Genomic DNA, 24096 nt, shown 5'->3' on the forward strand with positions numbered 1-24096 from the left:
CTATGTTAGTATATGATATTTAGTGGACATATAATAAAGCAATACTGCTTGTAAAATAATGAAAATGAAATGAAGGCATAGCAACAGGAAAAATTTACAGTTGTTGACCTATAAAAGATACGATAAAATAAAATATTGCATAGAGGTGAAATACATGGATGAACAATTAGCAAATACAATTTTGGATCAGCTGAAAAATGGTGAGATAAAGGAGTATGTTGCAACGAAAGATGTATTTTATACGTTTAGGAAAGTTGTAGTAAGTCGAGAAGATTTTAAACATATTATTGGGAATGCACAACGCGGCGGACAGGTAATTTATACATATTCAAAAACGCCACGTTCATAAATAGAAGATAAAGGGGAGGAGAATTATGGGCGATTTTAAACAAGGCATTTTACCGCATTGGGATTATATGTGGAAAGATAGAGCCGGAAATAGATGTATGGGAATGGTTATGTATCCAGAGAAACGAAAATGTTCAACAAAAATGCTTCAGAAAATAAAAAGGGCGTATGAGCAAGCGGCAGAAATTAAAGTAACTGTACAAGTTCAACAGACATATGAGTACATAGAAGGAATGATCGTATACTTTGATGAAGAAGCTCCTGTATGTACAATGCTTGATAAAGATGAGAATCCGCATCACATATTTGTAAAAGATATTTTGCGTATTGAGCACTCTGAATAAACTTTTCATACATAAATTGAAACGCCATAATAATAATCTTTTTCTATAATAGTTATCTTTTAGTATGTAACGAGCAACGAAAGTATATGTATAATATTTAATAAAGTAAAATTGATAAATGTAATCGTTTGTTAGAACAGATTATCGTTTCATGTCTGTTCTTTTTTGCGTGATGCTGGAGAAATATATTCCTCCAGCATTTGCCGTTTTATGACAAAATATATTGTTAACTTTTTTTAAAATGAGGTTAAATTCGTTGACAACTTTTTTGAAAAGCACTTTATTGACATGAGTTTTAGAATGTTGTTTCATAGTCATTGTATTGAAAAAAATCGGCGGTCTTGTCGAAAAGTAAAAGTTAAAAAAAGAAAGAATTTATACATATATCTTGTGTCTTATTTTGAAACGTAATACAATATATAGAGAAATCAAGAAATGACATACAAAGAGTATAGATTGGAGAGGGAGGGTCGGAAATGTTAGTTGCATATGATTCTATGACAGGAAACGTGAAGCGTTTCATTCACAAATTAAATATGCCGGCCGTTCAAATTGGTGAAGATCTAGTAATAGATGAAGACTTTATTCTTATTACGTATACAACAGGTTTTGGCAATGTACCAGAACGTGTTTTAGAATTTTTAGAGCGCAATAATGACAAATTAAAAGGCGTATCTGCAAGCGGCAATCGTAACTGGGGAGACATGTTCGGTGCAAGTGCTGACAAAATTTCTGCTAAATATGAAGTGCCTATTGTATCAAAATTTGAGTTATCAGGAACAAATAACGATGTAGAATATTTTAAGGAAAGGGTGCGGGAGATTGCGACACATTGAACTGAATAATGAAATCACGCAAATGCAGGACGGTTTTTATCAGCTTCATAAAGATAAAGAGGCATTAGAAGTCTTTATGGAAGAAGCTAGAGAGAATACCGTTCCTTTTAATAGCGTGGCAGAGCGAATGGAGTATATGAAAGAACATGATTACTATTACAATGTTCTGGACGAGTATAGCTTGGAGGAAGTAGAAGGAGTATATAACATCGCTTATGGTGAAAACTTCGAATTCCAATCTTATATGGCAGCATCTAAGTTCTACAAGGATTATGCGTTAAAAACGAATGATCAAAAACAATACTTAGAAAGCTATGAAGATCGTGTAGCAATTGTGTCATTATACTTAGGACGCGGTGATGTTGCGAAGGCAAAACAATTCGCAAGCATGATTGTAAAACAAAACTACCAACCAGCGACACCAACCTTTTTAAATGCGGGAAGAAGCAGAAGAGGAGAAATGGTGTCTTGTTTCTTGTTAGAGATGGACGATAGCTTAAATTCAATCGGCTTTAACATTAATACTGCAATGCAATTATCAAAAATTGGCGGGGGAGTAGCTTTAAACTTATCTAAGCTACGTGCGCGTGGTGAGCAAATTAAAGGGATTGATAACGCTGCAAGTGGTGTAGTACCTGTTATGAAATTGCTTGAAGATTCGTTTTCATATGCGAATCAACTTGGCCAACGAAAAGGTGCTGGTGCAGTATACTTAAACATCTTCCATTGGGATATTATCGAATTCCTTGATACAAAGAAAATAAATGCCGACGAGAAGAGCCGTATTCAGTCTCTATCAATCGGAATTATCGTTCCAAGTAAGTTCTTTGAGCTTGCTGAGAAAAACGAACCTTTCCATGTTTTCGCGCCTTATACGGTGTTTAAAGAATATGGCAAGCATTTAGATGATATTGATATTGATGAAATGTACGATGAATTAATGAGCAATCCGAAAGTGAAGAAGAAGCCGCTAGATATTAGTGCACGTGATATGCTTATTAAAATCGCAATGATTCAGCTTGAGTCTGGTTACCCATACTTAATGTTTAAATCAAATGCAAATAACCAGCATCCACTGAAGGATATTGGAACTGTGAAGATGTCGAACTTGTGTTAAATATGTAGCACCTTCTAGTAGAAATGCTAGTCGAAAACTCCGTTAAACGGGGAAAGCCTCAAGTTTGAGGTAACCTACCGTGCTAAATCTTATCTTAGAATGAGCATAGAAAAGTTCAGAATGTATCTTATTATTTTGTATAGCAGAGTGATCAGACAACATAAAGTAATAAGAGACTTTCTGAAAGATTAAGATAAGTAAAAGCCTAACGACTATCCCTTATGGGAGTAGAGCGCAAGCGATTGGCGTTCGAAAAGCGGAGCACCTAATCAGGTAATGCTGTAGGTGATGATATAGTCTGTCCTGTATGGTGACATACAGCAGTTGCATGAGCAACGGACTGAGGAGTAGCGAACTCGGTTGAACATTCGAGACAGAAATCTTCCAGCTACAAGAAACTTCTGAAATAAATGATTACGGTACAGATGACATTATCCGCCGCGATATTAACTGTAACTTAGGATCACTAAATATCGTAAATGTAATGGAAAATAAAGAAATTCGTGAAGCAGTTCATGCAGGAATGGAAGCTTTAACAGCTGTTTCTGATATGACAATCATTCCGAATGCACCAACTGTGAAAAAAGCAAATGATGAGCTTCATTCAGTTGGACTTGGAGCAATGAACTTACATGGATATTTAGCAAAAAATAAAATCGGTTATGAAAGTGCAGAAGCGAAAGAGTTCGCACGTACATTCTTTATGATGTTAAATTACTACTCTATTGAGAAAAGTATGGAAATCGCTAAAGAAAAAGGCGAAACATTTAAAGACTTCGATAAGTCTGATTATGCGAACGGCACATACTTTGAGAAGTATGAAACGACAGATTACAGCCCAGTAACTGAAAAAGTTCAGCAACTATTTGAAGGAATTCATATTCCAACAAAAGAAGATTGGACAAGTTTAAAAGAGCAAGTGCAGAAGAATGGATTATATAATTCATACCGTCTTGCTATCGCTCCAACACAATCTATCAGTTACGTTCAAAATGCAACTTCAAGCGTAATGCCGATCGTAAGTCAAATCGAATCAAGAACGTATGCGAATGCGACAACATATTATCCAATGCCGTATTTATCAAAAGATACGTTCTGGTACTATAAATCTTCTTACGATATGAATCAGTTTAAATTAATTGATTTAATTGCAGAAATTCAAGAGCATATTGACCAAGGAATTAGTACAATTCTTTACGTCAATAGTGATATTTCAACACGTGAGTTAGCACGTTACTACATCTATGCACATAAAAAAGGCTTAAAGAGTCTGTATTATACGAGAACACGTAAATTAAGCGTGGAAGAGTGCGTAGCTTGTACCGTTTAATATAAAAAAGTGAGACATTATGAGCAGGGTTTTCTGAACCCTGCTCATGCTTAGTTATCAATTTTTCATGTTTATTTAGAGAAGGGGCGATTGAATGCGTGCGGTAAACTGGAACAAAAAGGAAGATGATTTTAGTTTAATGTTTTGGAAGCAAAACATCGCTCAGTTTTGGACAGAAGAAGAAATCGCGGTGTCTTCTGACAAAAATACTTGGGCACAATTATCAAAAGAAGAGCAAATTGCTTATAAGCGTGTATTAGGTGGTTTAACACTTTTAGATACGAAACAAGGTGGCGAAGGGATGCCACTTGTACTTGTTCATCTTGAAAATTTACAAGCAAAAAGTGTATTAGCTTTCATGGGAGCTATGGAAGAAGTACATGCGAAGAGTTACAGTCATATTTTTACAACGTTAGCTACGGAAGAAGAAATTGATGATATTTTTGAATGGGTAGACAATCATCCATTACTTGAGAAAAAGGCTGGTATTATTACTCGTTACTATCGTCGTTTATTAAAGCCTCAAGTAACGAAAAAAGAGTTATACATGGCAATGGTAGCAAGTGTGTTCTTAGAAAGTTACTTATTCTATAGTGGATTCTTCTATCCACTTTACTTAGCAGGTCAAGGTAAATTGACGGCAAGTGGTGAAATTATTAACCTAATCATTCGTGATGAGTCCATTCACGGCGTATTCGTCGGTATTTTAGCACAACAACTTTTCGCAGAGCTTTCTGCAGAAGATCAACAAGAAGTGCAAAAAGAAACGCAAGAGTTATTAATGGAACTATATGAAATTGAAATGGCATACACAGAAGAAATTTACACTTCTATCGGTCTTGTAGATGATGTAAATCGTTTCGTTCGCTACAATGCGAATAAAGGACTTATGAATTTAGGACTTGAGCCGAAGTTTGAAGAAGAAGAAATTAACCCAATCGTTTTAAATGGTCTACGTACAGATACGAAAAACCATGATTTCTTCTCTGTAAAAGGAAATGGTTACGTAAAAGCAACGAACGTTGAAAAGTTATCTGACGATGACTTCGCATTCAATTTTTAATATCGTGTCATAGAAAAAGCTGTCTTTATAGAAAAGACAGCTTTTTTCTATGGATAGTTTACATAATGTTATTATTTCATGGAAATATTCCTATCTCATAAAAACCAAATTTGTAAGGGAGTGAAAATAAAAAACACGAATTAAAGTTTTATTTTTTATATTTAGCAGTATGAGAGATTGAATAACTTATGTCAAAATGAATAAAAAATGAGAAGAAGTGAGGCCTCATTCCACCTATATGTTTTCTTTCGAATTGAATTTTTTAATTACATACATTTTGGCTCGAAAATTGCATGATATTTAAAAACAAAAGGGAACTGTAATAGTTGGTGTGATGTATACAGCTATTTGAAAGCGTTTCCTTTTCGCTGTCGATTTTCAAATGAAAATGAGATAGAGAAAGTAGGGGGAATGATAGGTGGGAAAAGTAGTTGGTTTAAAACGTTCGTTAGGGCTTTGGTCAATTGTTATGCTAGGGGTCGGGTATATGACACCGATGGTTGGATTTGATACGTTTGGAATCGTTTCGGAAAAAACAGGTGGGCATGTTCCAGGAGCTTATTTGATTGCATTAGCAGGGATGTTGTTTACCGCTGCAAGCTACGGCAAAATGGTAAAGGTTTTTCCTACCGCAGGATCAGCTTATACGTATACACAGAAAACAATTAGTACAAGACTTGGGTTTCTTGTTGGATGGTCCGCATTATTGGATTATTTGTTTCTGCCGATGGTGAACGCACTATTAACGAGAATTTATTTGTCAGCATTTTTTCCAAGTGTTCCTAATTGGATATGGGTCATTGGTTTTATTCTACTGATTACACTTATAAATGTTATTAGCGTAAATGTTACTGCTAACTTCAATACGTTTTTAGTAATATTTCAAGTGCTAGTAATGGCCGTGTTTGTTTTTCTAGTTATAAAAGGTTTATTAGCGGGAGAGGGAACAGGAGAAGTTTTTTCCATTCAGCCGTTTTTTCAATCAGATATACAAATATCACCGTTAGTTGCAGGTGCAACAATTCTTTGTTTTTCATTTTTAGGTTTTGATGCAGTAACTACATTTTCGGAAGAGACACCAAACGCGAGGAAGACAATACCTCGGGCTATTTTTCTTACTGCTTTAATCGGTGGAGTTTTATTCATTACAACTACGTATTTTACACAATCTTTCTTTCCAGATACATCTGTATTTAAAGATAAAGAATCAGCGTCTCCAGAAATTGCGCTATATGTTGGTGGAAAACTATTTCAAGCTTTCTTTTTAGTAGGAACGCTTATGGGGACACTCGCGTCTGGTTTAGCTTCTCATACAAGTGTGTCTAGATTATTGTACGTAATGGGTCGAGATAATGTCATTCCGAAAAAAATATTCGGATACATTCATCCTCGTTGGCGAACGCCAGTATATAACATTATTATTGTAGGAGTTATTTCACTCTCTGCGATATTCATTGATTTAGAAACGGCAGCATCACTTATTAATTTTGGAGCGCTTATTGCATTTACATTTGTTAATTTATCTGTAATTTCCTACTATGTAATTAAGAAAAAAAGATATAAAACGATAAAAGACTGTTTAAATTTTTTAGTGATGCCTATTTTAGGTGCTGGTACTGTAGCAGTACTATGGTTTAATCTCAATGTTCATTCACTTATTCTCGGTATTTGCTGGGCTGCTATTGGAATGGGATACCTTTTATATATTACAAATATGTTCCGCTTAGCTCCTCCGCAAATGCATTTTGAAGAAGTGCAGGAAATGTAAAAAGCAAAAGACATCGGATAAATCCCGATGTCTTTTGCTTTTTATATTTAATAATCATGCAGTATTGCATAAGTCATTCAAAGCGTCATAAGTAGGAGGGTGACACAATATGATTATCGTAGCATTTTCACTTGGCACGATTATTGCTTTGTATAATTAGTAAAAATAAAAAGCGGGGTGTTATCGTGCCGATTCAGTCAGAAAAACATACAGGTGAGGTTGAAAATCCTTTAGAGGAATTTCAAGCTATATTAAAAGAGGCGCTTCATTTTTTACATTATCCAGACGAAGTATTTGAATTTCTGAAAAAACCAATGCGTTTTTTAGAAGTAAGTATTCCTGTTCGTATGGATGATGGAACAACAAAGGTATTTCAAGGGTATCGTGCTCAGCATAATGACGCAGCTGGGCCAACGAAAGGTGGTATTAGATTCCATCCAGATGTTACGGCAGAAGAAGTAAAAGCACTTGCTGGCTGGATGAGCTTGAAATGTGGAGTGACAGGACTGCCATATGGAGGCGCAAAGGGCGGGATTATTTGTAATCCACAGGAGATGAGTTTTAGAGAATTAGAGTTATTGAGTCGTGGGTATGTAAGGGCAGTAAGTCAAATTGTGGGACCGACGAAAGATATTCCGGCTCCTGATATGTACACAAATGCGCAAATTATGGCTTGGATGCTAGATGAATATGACCATATTAGGGAGTTTGACTCTCCAGGCTTTATAACCGGGAAGCCATTAATGCTAGGAGGATCACAAGGACGGGAAACAGCAACTTCTAAAGGTGTATTGTATACGCTTCAGTTAGTAAGTGAGTTAAAACAAATTCCACTACAAAATATGAGAGTTATTATTCAAGGATTTGGGAATGTTGGAGGGTATTTGGCGAAATATTTATATGATATTGGTGTGAAAGTAGTTGGGGTATCAGATGCTATAGGAGGAATTTATAATCCAGACGGCTTAGATGTTCCTTATTTATTAGAAAACAGAGATTCTTTCGGTGTAGTATCGAATCTCTTTAGTAAAACAATTTCTAATCAGGAGTTGTTAGAAAAAGAATGTGATGTACTCATTCCAGCGGCAATTGGGGGAGTCATTACGAAACATAATGCAGGAAAGCTTGGATGTAAGATTATCATTGAGGCTGCAAATGGTCCAACAACAAAAGAGGCGATAACGATGTTAGAAGAAAAGGGAGTTTTGGTTGTTCCAGATATTTTAGCAAACTCGGGTGGTGTTATTGTTTCTTATTTTGAATGGTGTCAAAATAATCAAGGATATTATTGGACAGAGCGATATGTTGATCAATGTTTAAAGGAGAAAATTACATCTAGTTTTTCTAACGTACTTGACACTTCAAAACACTTTGGAGTAAATATGAAAATTGCTGCTTATATTGAAGGAGTTCGTAAGATTGTAGAAGCATCGCGCCTAAGAGGTTGGTTGCATTTTTAACCTAAAGGAGGGCTCAAATGAAACTGGATATTTTATTAGAAGAAGTGGAGAGACAACCAATCGGTTATTATTGTGTTTTGTCGAAAAGTCATCGTTACGATATAGCTGTTACGTATTCACAACAGTTTCTTGGAAAAGCAATGGTTACCTCTATTCAAAATGGGAGAATGATTTTATTAAGTCAAGAAGATATTGTAGAGGAACAATATTGGGCACCGAGGTTAGGAATTGAGATTGAAGACATAGAAGAGTTTCAAAGCTTTTTTTATATGATTCTTCAGTCACAAAGGTTAGAAGAGCAATATTAATAGAATAAAAGAAGGGGATGATTGATTATGTACTATGATATTATTACGAGTCCATGCTATGGAACAATTGAAAAAGTTTCTATTGTTAAGGATTCTCGAGTTTATGAATGGGAGCCATTATTTTCGATTAAAGATATGAATGGTAAACTGGAAGTAATTAAGATGGGATGTAGCGGAGAAGTTCACTCTTTAGAAGTAGAGGCAGGAGATAAAGTAATTCCAGGTATGGTATTAGCTTATATTCAAGAAGACCTTTTCGTTAGTGGTAGTGATTAATGATAGAACAATGAGGAAGATGGAAGTGCTCATCTTCCTTTTTTTATTAAGTAAAGGAAAGAATGTTTTTTGTTTTCAGATTAATTAAAAAAATCTGCATTTAATGATACAATACAAATTAAGTAGCCCAAAGGAGGAATAGCAGAATGTTTTCCATTGCTCGTAATAAAATTAGACCTATTGTTTCTCTACCTATCGATCAATCCGAAAAGGAATGGAATATAGACGTTGAAAATATAAAAGAACCTTTTCTATTTTTAAAAAGGGGAGAGAAATTATTTGCATACGTTCATGTCAAGGATCTGCTATCAAACAGTAAGGACTTACATTCCAAGGCATTGCTTGCAAATGCAGTTTCGCTAGATACAATATGTTATCTTAGTAAAAATATTTCTTTAACAGCTCTGTTTCAAATTATTGGAGCGCCGATTGCGATAGTGAAAAATGAAATGGATGAGTTAATAGGATATATAAGAAGAGAAGATGTTTTTGCAGAACTATTTAAACAAGAAAATCAGAGTGTTGATATATTAAAAATTATTTTAACGTCTATTCCAATGGGGATTTTTGTAGTGGATCGTGAAAAGAAAATTGTAAATTGCAATGAATCTGGTTTGAAGATGATTAAATCTACACCTGAAAGAGTAATGAATGTACCAGCAGAACAAATTTTTAACGAAGGACATATTAATAACGTATTTGCAACGGGAAAGACAATTTTGAATCAATTACAAATCACAAATGAGATGGGTGTATTAGTTGACTACAGTCCCATTCCAAACTTTGATGGAAATATTGAAGGAATGGTTATTATCGTACAAGATTTGCCGATGGTTGAGGACATGGCAATGGAAATTGAATATATAAAGGATTTAAACAAAGATTTGCATGCAATTTTGTCTAGTATTTATGATGAAATATTAGTTGTTAATCATAAAGGGGAATTAATTCGTTACAGTGAAACCGTTATTAATGATTTTTGGGGGAGTAATTTGAAGGATCTTTTAGGTAAAAACCTTTTAGACTTAGAACAGAAAGGGTTATTTAGTCCATCTGTTACGCGATTAGTATTGGAGCAACAAAAAAAGGTATCAGTTGTACAAGAAACAAAAAGTGGAAGAAAAATATTGGCAGTTGGAAATCCTGTATTTGATGAAAACGGAGAGCTTCATCGTATTATTATTGCTTCAAGAGATATTACAGAAGCTACGAGATTAAAGACGGAATTACATGAAATAAAGAGAATATCAGAGCAATATAAGAAGGAATTAGATGATTTTAAAAATAAAGATCGTTTTCTTAAGAAACTTATTTACTGTAGTCCGAAAATGGAGCAAATTATAAACCAAGCTAAAAAAATAGCAGATTTCTCTTCCAATGTTCTTATTTCCGGAGAATCGGGCGTCGGGAAGGAAGTAATTGCTCAAGCAATTCATCAACTTGGAAAGCGATCTGCAAAGCCATTTTTAAAATTAAATTGTGGTGCAATTCCAGAAACTTTGTTAGAAAGTGAACTATTTGGTTATACGAAAGGTGCTTTTACAGGAGCAGATAAAAATGGAAAAGAAGGATATTTCAAGCGAGCTGATCAAGGTATTTTATTTTTAGATGAAATTGGAGAAATGCCTCTACATTTGCAGGTGAAATTGCTTAGGGTCCTGCAGGAACAAGAAGTAATTCCTATTGGAAGTACAATACCTACGAAAATAAATGTACAAATTATTGCCGCTACAAATAAAAGTCTGGAAAAGATGGTAGAGGCAGGAACGTTCCGTGAAGATTTATTTTATCGCTTAAATGTAATTCCATTGCAAGTGCCTCCTCTACGAGAACGAATGGAAGATGTTCCAGTACTCGCTTTTCATTTTTTACAACAGTTAAATGAAAAATATAATAAAAACTATCATTTAACTCCGGATGCACTTAACTTACTAGAGTTTTATTCATGGCCAGGAAATGTACGTGAATTACAAAATATGATTGAACGTTTAGTAGTATCAGCAGATGATCCAGTAATTGAAGCTGAGTTTGTTAGTAAGTTTTTAACCCCCGGTTATGACTTTAAAAAATCAAAACCAGTTATTACGAGAGTATTACCGTTACAAGAAGCACTACATTCTGTAGAAGAACAATTGATTTTACTTGCAATGAAGCAGTATAAAACAACGACTAAGGCAGCAAAAGCTCTTGGCATTAGCCAATCTTCAGTGAGTCGAAAATATCAAAGGATTGTCAGTGAAAAAGGAATGCCAACTGATATAATCTCGTATTCCTAAAAAAGGAGAAGGTCACATAGACCTCTCCTTTTTTGTTAGTTTAGCGAGTTTTCCACTATTCGTGGGTGGCAAGTACTATCATCTCACATTTCAGCAAAATGAAAGATGGTAATGGTACTGATATACGTTTTGTTTTATGCAAAATGGAATAGTGTATGCAACAACGCATATTTCTTTTTTATTACACGTAAGAATATAGTTAGTTTTTATAGGATTCCTTTGTGTTTTAAATGTTGGCATGAAACTTGCTTATAAATATATAAACGATCAATAAAGGAGGATTCAATATAGTGCTAGATTTAAAAATGTATGTAAACGGTGAATGGAGAGAGTCTAGTAATCAAGAAAAAAGAACAATAATTAACCCTGCGAATGGCAAGGGTATAGCATATGCACCTGAGGGAACAATTGAGGATACAAAATACGCGATCGAAGTGGCAAGAGCGACTTTCGATAGTGGAATTTGGTCAGAAACATCCACTGCTGAAAGGGCGTCATATTTATTTAAAATAGCAGATGAAATTGATAAAAATATGGAAGAGTTAGTGTATCTTGAAACAATGGATAATGGAAAAACATACCGTGAGGCAGAAGGAGATATTGGAGATGCAGCGGCTTGTTTTCGCTATTATGCTGGATTGATTACAAAGCCAGATGGGCAAACATATCATGTAGCCGATCCAATGCAAGCAATGGTTGTAAGAGAGCCAGTTGGTGTTTGTGGATTAATTGTTCCATGGAATTATCCGCTATTGATGAGTGTATGGAAAATTGCACCTGCTTTAGCAGCTGGAAATACAATTGTGTTTAAACCTTCTGAAGTGACACCAATTACTGCGACAAAGCTATTTGAAATCCTTGAAAAAGTAGGGCTACCAAAAGGTGTTGCTAATATGGTAATGGGGGCCGGCCCAATAGTAGGAAATGAAATTGCAGCGAGTAGTAAGGTGGATATGATTTCCTTTACAGGTGGAACAAAAACAGGTAAGCACATTATGAGAACGGCAGCAGATAATATGAAAAAGATTTCGCTAGAACTTGGAGGCAAATCACCGAATATTATTTTTGCAGATGCAGATTTTGAAACAGCTATTGATTATGCACTATTTGGTATTTATGCAGGTAGCGGACAAGTATGTTCAGCAGGATCGAGAATCCTTGTTGAAGAAAGCGTTTACGATAAATTTATTAATAGTTTTGTGGAGCGAGCGCAGCAAATTAACGTTGGGCCTGGTGATAATCCTGAATCAGAAATGGGACCACTTGTAAGTCAAGAACATATGGAAAAAGTATTACGCTACATTGAAATTGGGAAAGACGAAGGCGCAGACATCGCTTGTGGAGGTAAGCGAATACTGACTGGTGGAAAAAGTGAAGGTTTCTTTATTGAACCAACGGTCTTTGTCAATGTAAAACCCGATATGCGCATTGTACAGGAAGAAATTTTCGGTCCTGTTGTAGTAATTCAAAAGTTTAAAAATGAACAGGAAGCAATTGAGTTAGCAAATGGTACAGATTATGGCTTAGCTGGAGGGGTATTTACAGTTGATGGTGCGAAAGCAATGCGTGTAATTCGCAAGCTTCGCGCAGGAATTACGTGGATTAACAGCTATCATCCAACATACAATGAGGCACCTTGGGGTGGATATAAGCAAAGTGGTATAGGTCGTAGTCTAGGAACGTTTGGTTTAGAGGAATTTCAAGAAATTAAGCAGATTAATATAAATCTAGAAGTAGAACCTATTGGTTGGTTTGCAAATAAAAAGAATATAGGAGTGAAATAAATGGGAACGAACGTGGAAAATAAATTGAATGAACAAGATGTAAAAGGTTCAAATGTAAATGAGTATATTACGAAAGTACTACAGTTAATTGAAAAAGAAAAAGTTTCTGAAGAAGAAGCAAACTGGATTCAAAAAGAAACAGTAGATGGATTTAGAGAGCATGTGAATCCTGGTTTTCTAGCATATAGAAAAACAGTAACAAAGGATGGACAATTTGCGGCAGTAGAATGGTCTGATGAAGGATCTTGTTTTATGGATATTAATGGTAAAAAATATATTGACTGTTTAGGTGGATTCGGAATTTACAATGTTGGTCACCGTAATCCGAAAGTAGTAAAAGCTGTGACAGATCAACTAAAGCGTCAAGCATTACACAGTCAAGATTTACTAGATCCACTTCGAGCGATTCTTGCAAAGATTTTAGCGGATATTACACCTGGTGATTTGAAATATGCCTTCTTCACAAATAGTGGAACAGAAAGTGTAGAGGCAGCATTAAAACTAGCAAAAATGTATAGTGAACGAACAACTTTCATTTCTACAACTCGTGCTTTCCATGGTAAGAGCCTTGGTGCTTTATCTGGGACGGCAAAAGGAATGTTCCGCAAGCCATTTTTACCATTAATTCCGGGTTTCCGTCATGTCCCATTTGGCGATATTGATATGATGAGAAAAACATTTGAGACATGCGCATTAGTGGGAGAAGATGTTGCAGCAGTTATTTTAGAACCAATTCAAGGAGAGGGCGGTATTATTTTACCTCCAGAAAATTATTTGAAACAAGTACGAGAGCTTTGTGATGAGTTTGGATCACTCCTTATTTTCGATGAAGTACAAACTGGAATGGGACGTACAGGGAAAATGTTTGCAGCGGAATTATATGATGTTGTGCCGGATATTATTTGTCTGGCGAAGGCATTTGGTGGAGGCGTCATGCCAGCAGGAGCTATCGTTGCGAAAGAAAAAGTATTCCAAAGTTGGTTTGAAAATCCATTTATGCATACAACAACATTTGGAGGGAATCCGCTGGCATGTGCGGCTGCAATTGCAACAATCCATGTATTATTGGAAGAGAAATTACCAGAACGTGCTGCTGAAGTTGGGGCGTATTTCTTAAATGGATTGAAACAAGCAGCAGAAGGGCACGAGGATAAAATCTTTGAAATTCGTGGTCAAGGTTTAATGATTGGTATTGAATTCCATAAAGACGAGATTGGTTACGAAGTGTCAAAGGCAATGTTTGATCAAGGTATTCTCGTTGCTGGAACGTTAATTAACTCAAAAACAATTCGTATCGAACCATCTCTTACAATTAGTTATGAAGAGGTAGATACAGTTATTAATACGTTTAAATCTGTACTAGCGCAAGTAAAAGGAAAGTAATTTTTGTATAAAATTATATACGGATTCAAACTAGTAAAACTATCATATTTTTTACTGTACTAGTTTTGATTGCAAGGAGGCAGTGTAACGAAAGTTGCACTGCCTTTTTATTACATTTTATTTGTAAGTATTTACATATACTCTGTCTTAGTGTACTATTTAACTAGTACACTAAGACAGAAGGAGGGAAGAAATGAAAATAGAATTTTCTCCAAATACACCCATTTACATTCAGGTAATGGAATACATAAAAAAAGAAATTGTAGTTGGGCATTTATCGCCTGGTGATAAAATTCCCTCTGTACGTGAATTAGCGAGTGAATTACAAGTAAATCCAAATACAATTCAACGAACATTTCAAGAATTGGAACGGGATGGTGTTGTTGTAACGCGTAGAGGAATGGGACGATATGTAACGAATGAAGGGGAGAAAATTATGGAGCTGCGCAAAGATATGGCGAAAGAATTACTTCATTCTTTTATAGATGGAATGGATAACTTAGGGTTTTCAGAAGACGAAATCCTTTCAATTCTTCGTTCTTCCTTACATGAGAAGAGGGAGGAGAGCGAATGACAGAACTATTAAAAATAGAAAACTTATGGAAGAGATACGGGTTAAAAGCAGTGATTCGTGAATTAAACATAGAGATTACGGAAGGAAAAATTATAGGGCTTGTTGGAGATAACGGGAGCGGGAAAACGACGTTATTGAAAATGATTGCAGGTTTGCAGCACCCTTCTGAAGGTAGCATTACAATTAACGGTAAAAAAGTTGGGTTAGAGACGAAAGAAATTGTTTCATTTATGTCCGATAAGCCAGTCTTTGATGATTGGATGACTATAAAAGATGCTTTATTTTTCTATCGAGATTTTTATAAAGACTTCGATATTCAAAAAGCGGTAGATACGATTGCGGAATTTAAAATACCGTTAGAAGAAAAAATTAAAGCATTGTCAAAAGGGATGATTGAGAAGCTACAAATCATTTTAACATTTTCTCGAAAAGCGAAGTTATACGTACTGGATGAACCGCTTGGCGGGATAGATCTCGTTTCTAGGGAACATGTACTTGAGCTAATCCTTAAATTTTATCGTGAAGATTGTACGTTGCTTATATCGACTCATTTAATAAGAGAAATCGAAAATATATTTGATGAAGTAATCTTTTTGAAAGATGGAGAAATAATATTGCATGAAAATGTGGAAGAACTACGATTTCAAAAAGGGAAAGCAGTACATGAGCTGTTTAAGGAGGCCTATGAGAAATGAATCAGCTTTTTCGTTATTTGTATAATTGTAATAAGAGAAAGATAGCCATTATTTACTTCGGATTTATTACAGTTTCATTAATTCTTTTATTTAATATGAAAGGAGTTTCAGGAGCTAGAATTTCAGGTAGGCAAGATATAATCATTATTATATTTTTTATCGTACTAGGTATAAATGGATTTGCAATTTTTCTAACAGGTATATCGTCTTTTCGAAAAATGCTAAAAAACTCTATGCTACGTTGTACTTCTATTTCAGCACAAAAGTATATAAGTGCAAATGTTTTATTTTCTGTACTACTCTTTATGATTTTACTAGGAATAGGAATCATTTTTCTATACTATTTTTCTTTAAATATTTACAATGGAAAAACAAATTTAGGTGTTCAGCAAGCGATCCACAGTTTATATGATTATGGAATATTCCATCATATGTTATCTATTTTCTTATGGGGACTAGATTTTGTTAATATGCTAGTTTCAGTTTATTTAATTATAGTAATTGTGAAGCTATTCAATGTGAAATCATCGATGAGTAAGATTGTTTGCGTAGTCTTATTCTTCATTTTTATCGCATTTAATGGGGGAATAACGTATATCTTTCAGCAAATAGAAAAGTATGTGTTTGCCATAAATAATATTGGATTTATAGATCAAAATGGCTTTTTAAATACATCATTCTATTCTGGCACAGATATTACAGTTTTAAATCTATGTTTTAATTGTTTATTAACAATTATATTACTAGTCATTACAGGTCGCATAATCGACAAAAAACTAGAAGTCTAAAGGAGGAATCGGCATTGGGAAATGTAGTAGTAAAATTAGAAAATGTTCGAAAAAAGATTGGTAGAACAGAAATTATTCGAGGTTTATCATTTGAGGTGCGAGAAGGGGAAGTGTACGGATTCCTTGGACCGAACGGTAGTGGTAAGACGACGACAATTCGTATGATGACAGGTCTTATTTCTATGACGGAAGGCGATATTACAATTTGTGGTCATAGCATTCGCACGGAACGTGAAAAGGCGTTAGAGCAAATTGGAGCGATTGTAGAAAATCCGGAACTATATGATTATATGACTGGTATGCAAAACTTAAAGCATTTTGCGAACATGGCAATTACACCTATTAATAAAGAGCGCATCGCTGAAATTGTAAAGCTTGTTGAATTAGAGCATGCAATTCATAAAAAGGTAAAAACATACTCACTTGGTATGAAACAACGTTTAGGAATTGCGCAGGCGTTACTTCATCAGCCGAAAATATTAATTTTAGATGAACCGACAAATGGATTAGATCCAGCTGGTATTCGCCAAATTCGTGATTATTTACAACGACTAGCGAAAGAAGAGAATATCGCGGTAATCGTATCGAGTCACTTATTAAGTGAAATTGAATTAATGTGTGATCGCGTCGTAATTATTAAACAAGGTGAGTTTGTACAAGAGTACAACTTACATGAACAAGCGAAACATGATGAGACAGTAGTAGTAGCGTTTGAAGTAGATGAAGTTCAGAAAGCGAATGAAATTATTAAAGGTAAAGCACAGGAGAATGTAATTGTGGCATCTGTAACAAAAAAGAGAATTCCACAGCTTGTAAAAAAACTTGTGCATGCTGATGTGCTTGTATATGGTGTTACCGTTCAAAATAAAACGTTAGAGGATGAATTCTTAGCGATTACTGGGGGAGTGAAAGCGTAATGTTTAAATTAATTCAAAATGAATTTTTAAAGTTACATGCGAAAAAAGGTATGTATATTTTAATCGGTGTCATTGCGGCACTCGAAATTTTAGGGAATTTAGCAATGATGAAGTGGGGAAAAGGTGATGAGTTTAAGGGGTCGTATTTAGATTATGCAAACTCAGAGATTGGTTTAATCGTTTTATTCGCAACAATTTTTGGGATCACACTTGCAGCCCGTACTCTTACTGATGAGTTCCAAAAAGGTACAATTAAACAATTGTTAATTCGTCCAAGAAAACGACTTACAGTTTTATTTTCTAAATATATTACTGTGTTATTAGCGATGCTATTTATCATATTTGCTGGTATGTTCATTGCAACGATTATTGGTGGTATTGTAATGGATGGTAGTAAAACAGATTTAACGTTAGGAATTGTTTTAAAAACGATGTTATATCAGCTTGTATCACCATTTTTCTTTGCAACACTTGCCTTTTTCTTAGCAAATGTATTTAGAAAATCCGTATTGCCATTAATTATTACGTTGTTCTTATATTTCTTGCAAGGAGCAATTACTATTGCACTAATGATGTTTGCAAAAGGTGTAGCGAAGTTTGTAGTATTCTTCCATTTAGATTTAAGAGCTTACGACAGTAATAAATTGGTAAGCGGTGGAATGGAGCCACCATTTGCAGAATTTACGTTTACAACTTCATTATTACTTTTAGCTGCATATTTTGCTGTATTACTTGTAGCATCAAGTGCATTATTCCAAAAACGTGACGTATTATAATAAAAGAAATCCCCGTTTGTAAAAACGGGGATTTTTATTACATAGTTTTTTACATTTCTAGTATTCTGTATTGTTAATTTGAGATGCTGTTAGCGATAGAATACCGGATCTTCTCCAGCTATTTAAGTACAGCAAATGTAAGTTGTAACGAAGTTGAAGAACTGTGATATGGTATATCCAATAAATTCGTTATTATATATGTTAAGAGATACGTTGCTCGAAAGTATTTGAGAAAAACAGGAAGATTTTCAACTATATTCATATTATAATATAGTTATCCTGCTATTTGTAGGAGAAAGGTTCCCTATAACTGATTAAAGTTTTACTTTAACAATCTTTGGAGGTGTGCAATATTGCAATATGCATTTTCACGTATAAGACTACGTAGCTTTTTTGGATGGATGATGATAGGGTTGTTTCTTACGATGATTCCATTAGGTATATCAAATGTTTCTGATAGCACGTTAGAGGTTATTTCACAAATAACTGTATTTTTTGTATTTCCGTTATTTTGGTTGTACGTAAAAGCGAATAAAAATAATGTTGTTTTTAAAAGTTTCTTTGATAAGCCAGGACGTTTACCGTGGGGACTCATTTTATTAGCAACGATAATGGGAATGATTTTTTCAGTCGGTATATCTCATATTCAATTTTACATATTAGCACATACGTTACCGAATTTCTTAGTTACCATGTTAGAAGATGGAACTGTTATTAATACGAGTAACATATATATGACGATATTTACTTTCATTTCAGCATGTGTATTAGCACCTATTATGGAAGAGATTATTTTTAGGGGATTCTTTTTACAGCGAATGGCTTATAAATGGGGGATTAAAAAAGCTGTAATTATATCTTCACTTATTTTTGGTTTAGGACACTTTGATGTTATTGGTGCTTTCATGTTTGGTGTTGTTATGTGCCTTTTATACATAAAAACGAAAAATATATGGACGAATATTGCTGTGCATGCTCTTAATAATTTAATTGCGACAAGTATGCAATTTGTCGGTGGAGAAGAAGATACTGCAATCTCAATTCCTGAATTACAAGCACAAAGTAATTTATGGATTGGTATCGGTCTTACAGTTGTTGGGTTACTTTGGTTAATTCCTTATGTTTGGAAACAATGGCGTACAGTAAAAGAAGTGGGTGTGCCACCAGTGCGCTTCATAAATGAAGAAAAGGTAGTGAATGCATCACAAGAAAATGAATTGTATAGTCAAGTGATCGTAACAGATAGATTGATGGCTGTAGAACTACCAGATGAAGCGGTAAATAAGCTTCGGTTAGAAGAAAATGATTATGTAACAGTTTCTGTAGAAGAAGATAAAATCGTTATAAAAAAAGCACATGATAGATAATTAAAAAACATCTCTCCTGTATAAAAGGAGAGATGTTTTTTAATTCGTAATAATTTCTACACGAAAATTATTACCGTTCTTTACATATTTAATATCTGTAACAGTGCGGACAGTTTTTAAAAGCTCCACTTTTTCACCAATTCGAGGGATCGTCGGAACATTGTCCCAAATACCAAGCAAGTCATCTAATTGTGCTGTTTTTTCATAAAACCAGATTTTCAATGTAAAGCCCCTTTCTCGAACTTTATGTATTTTAATACATAATATATTATTTTTATTCTTTTTGTAAGGGGTTTTTAGATTTTTTGTGAATAAAGTGAAACTTTAATGAGTTGGAGTTTTATTCATCCTCACCGATTATTAACCTTCACCAATTGGGCGTTTACGGGTAGCCAGACTCCCTATTAACTTTTTGGCTGCAACTGAATTTTGAGGTGGGAGTTTTACTGCCAACAAATAGCGTGATAAAAATAAATTAATTTTCTGGGAAGATATGCTCAATGTCTGGAGTAAGAGATACTTCTGATAATACGATATGAGAAACTGTCGTTGCATATGAAGAAACATCATTGATAAATTCTTCAAGTTCAACGAGTGAAGGAACAGAAATTTTTACAATGTAGCATAAGCTTCCTGTTACTCGGTAACAAAAACTTGCAGATGGATAAGATTGGATAAACTGTTGCATACGTGTTGTATCACCATTTTTTAAAGTGATTTCTAAAATACAATCTAAAACAAGTCCTGCTTTTTTATAATCAATATCGATTGTGTATTTTTGAATAATTCCTTCACTTTCAAGTTTACGAACACGTTCTGTAGTAGACGGAGCGGATAAGTTTACTCGCTTTGCTAATTCGCGCATGGAAAGGCGACTATCATTATATAATTCATTTAAAATCTTTCGATCAACACGGTCTAGTTGCATTTGTAAATATACCTCCAGCAAAATGATAATTTTTGTAAAGAAAAAATATGAATTAAGATTCATATGAAATGTAAAGTGAACTTCATTTATTTTACAATAAAATAGAAGGAAATAGGAGGGGAAATGATGGAGAGAATTTCATTATCAAATGTAGGAGATACAAAGTTTCAAAAGTTATTAGGCCATAATCCAGATATATTACATTCGTGGAGTACGTTAGAGGATACACTGTACAATAAAGGAACACTTTCAGCAGAGTTGAAGGAGCAAGTGAGAAGAACATTAGCGTATGGGAATGAATGTCCGTATTGCATGGCAAAGGGAAGACCTGATGATGTGCAAAAGGCAGAGAAGATTAGTGTAGCCGTTACTTTTGCGCATACATTTGTTCATGATCGAAAGGCGATAGATGATAATATGTTTCATGTATTAAAACAATATTGGACGGAAAAAGAAATTGTAGAACTTTGTGCTTATATTTGTTTTATTACTGCGTCGCAGCAATTTGGTTTTGTATTTCAACTACAACCAAATTAAGGAGAAAATGATGATTAATCAAATAGCACTTATCATAATTGATGTACAAAAGGCGTTTCAATTACCATACTGGGGGGAGCGAAATAATCTTTTTGCTGAAGAAAATATGAAAAGTTTATTAGAAGAATGGAGAAGAAGGAAGCGACCAGTTTTTCATATTCAACATGTAAATAAAGAAAATGTTCAGTCGATGTTTTATCAACAAGCAGAAACAGTAAACTTTAAAGAAGAAGTGAAACCACTGCGAGATGAAATAATTATCCAGTAATCCGTTAATAGCGCGTTCATTGGGACAAATTTAGAAGAACAATTAAGAGAGAAAAAATGTAATACGGTAGTGATTGTAGGATTAACAACAAATCATTGTGTGGAGACTACAACACGGATGGCAGGTAATTTAGGATTTACAACGTATTTAGTGAGCGATGCGACGGCTACATTCAATCGGAAAGGTCTGGACGGGGCAGAGTATAGTGCAGAGGACATTCACAATATGACACTTGTAAACTTACATGATGAATTTGCTAAAATCGTTACGACTGAAGATATCTTAAAATTATTTTAAGAAAATAATTACGGAATTATGTAGAAAAAAATAAGAATATTTCGTATAATCTAAGTATAATCATTTTGAAAATAGGGGTGGCATCATATGGAGCAAATTTCAGTAAAGAAAATAGAAAAAGTACTCGTTTTAGCAGGTGAGGATAAACAAAAGCAAAAGGAATTTTATGAATTGCTCTTATCAACGGAGTTTTATGTTGCTGGTTCACTTGAAGCAGAAGACGGGGCAACGGAAGGAACACTTCGTTTGCGTCATTTCCAAGGAGAGGGTAGATGGATCGTTCCGTTCTTTACACAATTGAAATTTGTAAAAGATGTGTTGCCAGAAGGTACACCCCTTATTACGATACGTGGAAAAGAATTATTTGGTGGCATTGAGAAGGATGCAACAGCTGTATTAAATGTTGGTACTGATATAAGTAAAACATTTATTCCGGAAGAAATTGCAGATATCGCATCTGGACGAATTTTTAATTATTATAAGTAAAAGGAAAAGCTTAATCGCTTTTCCTTTTTAATTTAAACATGGAGTGCTACGCCTGAAGAAATAGAGAGTGTTTTATTATTTGTATTTATTGTTGCTGTAGCTCCAAGGGGAATACCGATATTTGGATTTATATGTCCAATCGGTAAACCGAATAGGACAGGTATATCATATGGCATGAAATATTCATATAATATTGTTTGCAATGATGGAGATGGTTTAGAAGGGGTGCAATCATGACAACTTGAAAAAATAACGCCATTGCATTCATTAAACTTTCCAGATAAAAGTAGTTGATTTAACATACGATCGATGCGGTACGGTTCTTCCCCGATATCTTCAAGCAATAAAAGTGTATTGGCTGTACTTATTTCATAGGGTGAACCAATTACACTCGTTAAAACAGCTAAATTCCCTCCAACTAATGTACCGGTAGCTGTACAGGCTGAGCTAGGTACGATACATTCTGATGCAGATAAGATAGAAGAATACGGGTGGAAGAGCTGATTGAAAGAAGATAAAGAGAGAGAATCTATACCTTTGCCTACTTCTTCAATCATCGGACCATGAAACGTAACAAGCTTTGCATAACGTGAAAAAGCAGTATGTAAAGCTGTAATATCGCTGTATCCCCAAAAAATTTTTGGATTTTGTTGAATGATTTCATATTGAATGTGAGGGAGAAGACGAGCGCTTCCGTAACCACCCCGTGCACAGAAAATTGCTTTTACTTCATTATTTGTAAAGGCTGCATGTATATCATCAAGACGAACTTGGTCACTTCCAGCTAAATACCCATACTTTTCATAAATACTCTTCCCAATTATTACGGATAATCCCATCTCTTGTAATACATTTACACCTTTTAATACACTTTCAATTGTAGGTGGACCAGACGGTGCAATAATCATTACTGTATCACCATGTTTTAACGCATTTGGATAAATCATTGTTTTCAGCCTCCTTCTCTTTCAATATATTCGCTTCATATGAAGTTCAACCCTTGTAAAAGAAGGGGAAAGCTTGTCAAATAAAGAAGATATAAGGGGGATAGGAGGGGAAATGATGTTCACAAGTCGAGTAATAGACATATTGCAAATTAAGTATCCCATCATTCAAGCAGGTATGGCGGGTGCCATTACAACGCCAGAACTTGTTGCAGCTGTAAGTAATAGCGGAGGATTAGGAACGCTTGGAGCAGGCTATATGAGCCCAGAACAAATTCGTAAAGCGATTTATAAAATAAGGGAACTAACAAATAAGCCTTTCGGTGTTAATTTACTGTTAACGAAAGAGGTGCAGATAGAAAAAGAGAAGATAAATGAGGCGAAAGTCTTACTTAATGGAGTGAATAGAGAGTTAGGTATTGAGGAAGAGGATGTAGTAAATCTTCCAAAAAGTTATAAAGAACAATTACAAGTGTTAGCAGAAGAAAAGGTACCGGTCGTTAGCTTTGCATTCCAAACGTTAGAACAAGAAGAAATAGATGAATTAAAAAGAAGAGGAATAAAAGTCATCGGAACAGCGACTCATGTAGCAGAAGCGAGAGCACTTGCCGAGCTAGGAGTAGATATTATCGCCGGGCAAGGTAGCGAAGCAGGAGGTCATAGAGGAACGTTTATCGGGAAAGAACAAGATGCAATGATTGGTACGTTTGCGTTAATTCCGCAGTTAGTAGCGGCAGTTCCGCATATCCCAATTGTTGCAGCAGGTGGTGTAATGAACGGACAAGGGCTTGTTGCGGCATTTGCGTTAGGGGCAGAAGCTGTTCAAATGGGATCAGCTTTTTTAACGAGTGAAGAAAGTATTACACATGACGTATATAAAGAGGCTGTATTAAAAAGTACAGATACGAGTACAATTGTAACTCGTGCGTTTTCCGGGAAATATGCACGGGGTATTCGTAATGAATTTATAGAGAGACACGAAGGAAAAGAAGAAGGGCTTCCGATGTATCCAGTGCAAAACGTATTAACTTCTAAAATACGCCAAGAAGCAGCGACGCAAAACAAGGGAGAATATATGTCACTTTGGGCGGGACAAGCATCGGCATTAGCAAGAATTGAGCCAGCTCAGCACGTAGTGGAGCGGGTCGTGAAAGAAGCAGAGGATGTAATGGAACAATTACAAAATGTATATAGAAAAAGACCACTTGAATAATTCAAGCGGTCTT

General features: G+C 34.9%; 24 protein-coding genes and 2 pseudogenes. 23 read left to right on the top strand and 3 right to left on the bottom strand.

The features are described 5' to 3' along the window. Positions 1-154: 154 nt before the first annotated feature. The 19 genes and pseudogenes from F0362_RS06935 (at position 155) to F0362_RS07030 (ending at position 19410) form a co-directional block, all read left to right on the top strand. Positions 155-349, top strand: coding sequence for a hypothetical protein (locus tag F0362_RS06935; protein ID WP_000344285.1), 195 nt, complete (start codon positions 155-157; stop codon positions 347-349). 25 nt (positions 350-374) lie between these two features. Then, on the top strand, positions 375-692 hold the full coding sequence (locus F0362_RS06940) for a hypothetical protein (RefSeq protein ID WP_000502192.1): 318 nt from the start codon (positions 375-377) through the stop codon (positions 690-692). A gap of 476 nt (positions 693-1168) precedes the next feature. Further along, a complete protein-coding gene (nrdI, locus tag F0362_RS06950; protein WP_000959449.1) occupies positions 1169-1528 on the top strand; it encodes a class Ib ribonucleoside-diphosphate reductase assembly flavoprotein NrdI in 360 nt (119 codons plus the stop codon). Beyond that, positions 1515-2642, top strand: a pseudogene (locus F0362_RS06955) (ribonucleotide reductase N-terminal alpha domain-containing protein); the annotation flags it as partial. The gene nrdI and the pseudogene F0362_RS06955, both read left to right, overlap by 14 nt. 382 nt (positions 2643-3024) lie before the next feature. Further along, positions 3025-3975: a ribonucleotide reductase large subunit gene (locus F0362_RS06960; RefSeq protein ID WP_073990709.1), complete on the top strand. Its 951-nt coding sequence runs from the start codon at positions 3025-3027 to the stop codon at positions 3973-3975. A 94-nt stretch (positions 3976-4069) separates the two neighbouring features. After that, a complete protein-coding gene (nrdF, locus tag F0362_RS06965) occupies positions 4070-5038 on the top strand; it encodes a class 1b ribonucleoside-diphosphate reductase subunit beta (protein ID WP_001203010.1) in 969 nt (322 codons plus the stop codon). Between the two features lie 418 nt (positions 5039-5456). Beyond that, the gene (locus tag F0362_RS06970; protein ID WP_000521249.1) at positions 5457-6806 is read left to right on the top strand and encodes an APC family permease; all 1350 of its coding nucleotides are present in this window, start codon (positions 5457-5459) and stop codon (positions 6804-6806) included. Between the two features lie 185 nt (positions 6807-6991). Next, positions 6992-8266 carry a Glu/Leu/Phe/Val family dehydrogenase gene (locus F0362_RS06975; RefSeq protein ID WP_002105498.1) on the top strand — a complete coding sequence of 425 codons (1275 nt, stop codon included), beginning with the start codon at positions 6992-6994 and terminating at the stop codon, positions 8264-8266. 17 nt (positions 8267-8283) lie between these two features. Next, complete coding sequence (locus F0362_RS06980; protein WP_000762558.1) at positions 8284-8574, top strand: SAV0927 family protein; 291 nt, start codon at positions 8284-8286, stop codon at positions 8572-8574. Positions 8575-8601: 27 nt separating this feature from the next. Further along, the gene (locus tag F0362_RS06985; RefSeq protein ID WP_000291046.1) at positions 8602-8850 is read left to right on the top strand and encodes a biotin/lipoyl attachment domain-containing protein; all 249 of its coding nucleotides are present in this window, start codon (positions 8602-8604) and stop codon (positions 8848-8850) included. Positions 8851-8996: 146 nt separating this feature from the next. Continuing rightward, positions 8997-11126, top strand: coding sequence for a sigma 54-interacting transcriptional regulator (locus F0362_RS06990; protein WP_000491359.1), 2130 nt, complete (start codon positions 8997-8999; stop codon positions 11124-11126). Between the two features lie 290 nt (positions 11127-11416). After that, entirely contained in the window at positions 11417-12910 is a 1494-nt protein-coding gene (locus F0362_RS06995) for an aldehyde dehydrogenase family protein (RefSeq protein ID WP_000886182.1), read from the top strand. Next, positions 12911-14293 carry a putrescine aminotransferase gene (locus tag F0362_RS07000; protein ID WP_000537092.1) on the top strand — a complete coding sequence of 461 codons (1383 nt, stop codon included), beginning with the start codon at positions 12911-12913 and terminating at the stop codon, positions 14291-14293. 193 nt (positions 14294-14486) lie between these two features. Beyond that, complete coding sequence (locus F0362_RS07005; RefSeq protein WP_000687520.1) at positions 14487-14867, top strand: GntR family transcriptional regulator; 381 nt, start codon at positions 14487-14489, stop codon at positions 14865-14867. Beyond that, positions 14864-15562: an ABC transporter ATP-binding protein gene (locus tag F0362_RS07010; RefSeq protein WP_000137719.1), complete on the top strand. Its 699-nt coding sequence runs from the start codon at positions 14864-14866 to the stop codon at positions 15560-15562. Before F0362_RS07005 ends, F0362_RS07010 begins: the two co-directional genes overlap by 4 nt. Further along, positions 15559-16350: a hypothetical protein gene (locus tag F0362_RS07015; RefSeq protein ID WP_001072489.1), complete on the top strand. Its 792-nt coding sequence runs from the start codon at positions 15559-15561 to the stop codon at positions 16348-16350. The genes F0362_RS07010 and F0362_RS07015 overlap by 4 nt, the downstream gene beginning before the upstream one ends. A gap of 14 nt (positions 16351-16364) precedes the next feature. Then, on the top strand, positions 16365-17267 hold the full coding sequence (locus tag F0362_RS07020; RefSeq protein ID WP_000528810.1) for an ABC transporter ATP-binding protein: 903 nt from the start codon (positions 16365-16367) through the stop codon (positions 17265-17267). Continuing rightward, a complete protein-coding gene (locus F0362_RS07025; protein ID WP_000475420.1) occupies positions 17267-18043 on the top strand; it encodes an ABC transporter permease in 777 nt (258 codons plus the stop codon). The genes F0362_RS07020 and F0362_RS07025 overlap by 1 nt, the downstream gene beginning before the upstream one ends. Before the next feature lie 353 nt (positions 18044-18396). Continuing rightward, a complete protein-coding gene (locus F0362_RS07030; protein WP_001198829.1) occupies positions 18397-19410 on the top strand; it encodes a CPBP family intramembrane glutamic endopeptidase in 1014 nt (337 codons plus the stop codon). Positions 19411-19449: 39 nt separating this feature from the next. Here the strand turns inward: F0362_RS07030 and F0362_RS07035 are convergent, their stop codons facing one another. Both F0362_RS07035 and F0362_RS07045 read right to left on the bottom strand, forming a co-directional pair. Beyond that, positions 19450-19632 (bottom strand): DUF3913 family protein, encoded by a 183-nt coding sequence (locus tag F0362_RS07035; RefSeq protein ID WP_000707110.1) that lies wholly within the window; start codon positions 19630-19632, stop codon positions 19450-19452. A 253-nt stretch (positions 19633-19885) separates the two neighbouring features. Next, positions 19886-20338 carry an Lrp/AsnC family transcriptional regulator gene (locus F0362_RS07045; RefSeq protein WP_001175506.1) on the bottom strand — a complete coding sequence of 151 codons (453 nt, stop codon included), beginning with the start codon at positions 20336-20338 and terminating at the stop codon, positions 19886-19888. 126 nt (positions 20339-20464) lie between these two features. Here F0362_RS07045 and F0362_RS07050 point away from each other — a divergent pair, with 126 nt between their 5' ends. From F0362_RS07050 to F0362_RS07060, 3 genes and pseudogenes are all read left to right on the top strand, one after another. After that, the gene (locus F0362_RS07050) at positions 20465-20875 is read left to right on the top strand and encodes a carboxymuconolactone decarboxylase family protein (protein WP_000439734.1); all 411 of its coding nucleotides are present in this window, start codon (positions 20465-20467) and stop codon (positions 20873-20875) included. Positions 20876-20885: 10 nt separating this feature from the next. Beyond that, positions 20886-21440: pseudogene (locus F0362_RS07055) on the top strand (cysteine hydrolase family protein). Positions 21441-21527: 87 nt separating this feature from the next. Then, on the top strand, positions 21528-21926 hold the full coding sequence (locus F0362_RS07060) for an SseB family protein (RefSeq protein WP_000435260.1): 399 nt from the start codon (positions 21528-21530) through the stop codon (positions 21924-21926). 32 nt (positions 21927-21958) lie between these two features. On the opposite strand, the gene F0362_RS07065 is transcribed toward F0362_RS07060, so the two are convergent. Continuing rightward, positions 21959-22873, bottom strand: coding sequence for a S66 peptidase family protein (locus F0362_RS07065; protein WP_016090945.1), 915 nt, complete (start codon positions 22871-22873; stop codon positions 21959-21961). A gap of 115 nt (positions 22874-22988) precedes the next feature. On the opposite strand from F0362_RS07065, the gene F0362_RS07070 reads away from it, so the two are divergent. Further along, positions 22989-24083 (top strand): NAD(P)H-dependent flavin oxidoreductase, encoded by a 1095-nt coding sequence (locus F0362_RS07070; protein ID WP_000495235.1) that lies wholly within the window; start codon positions 22989-22991, stop codon positions 24081-24083. The last annotated feature ends 13 nt before the right edge of the window (positions 24084-24096 follow it).

It is taken from the genome of Bacillus sp. BS98, from assembly GCF_008432245.1.
In the GTDB taxonomy this organism is placed as follows: domain Bacteria; phylum Bacillota; class Bacilli; order Bacillales; family Bacillaceae_G; genus Bacillus_A; species Bacillus_A toyonensis.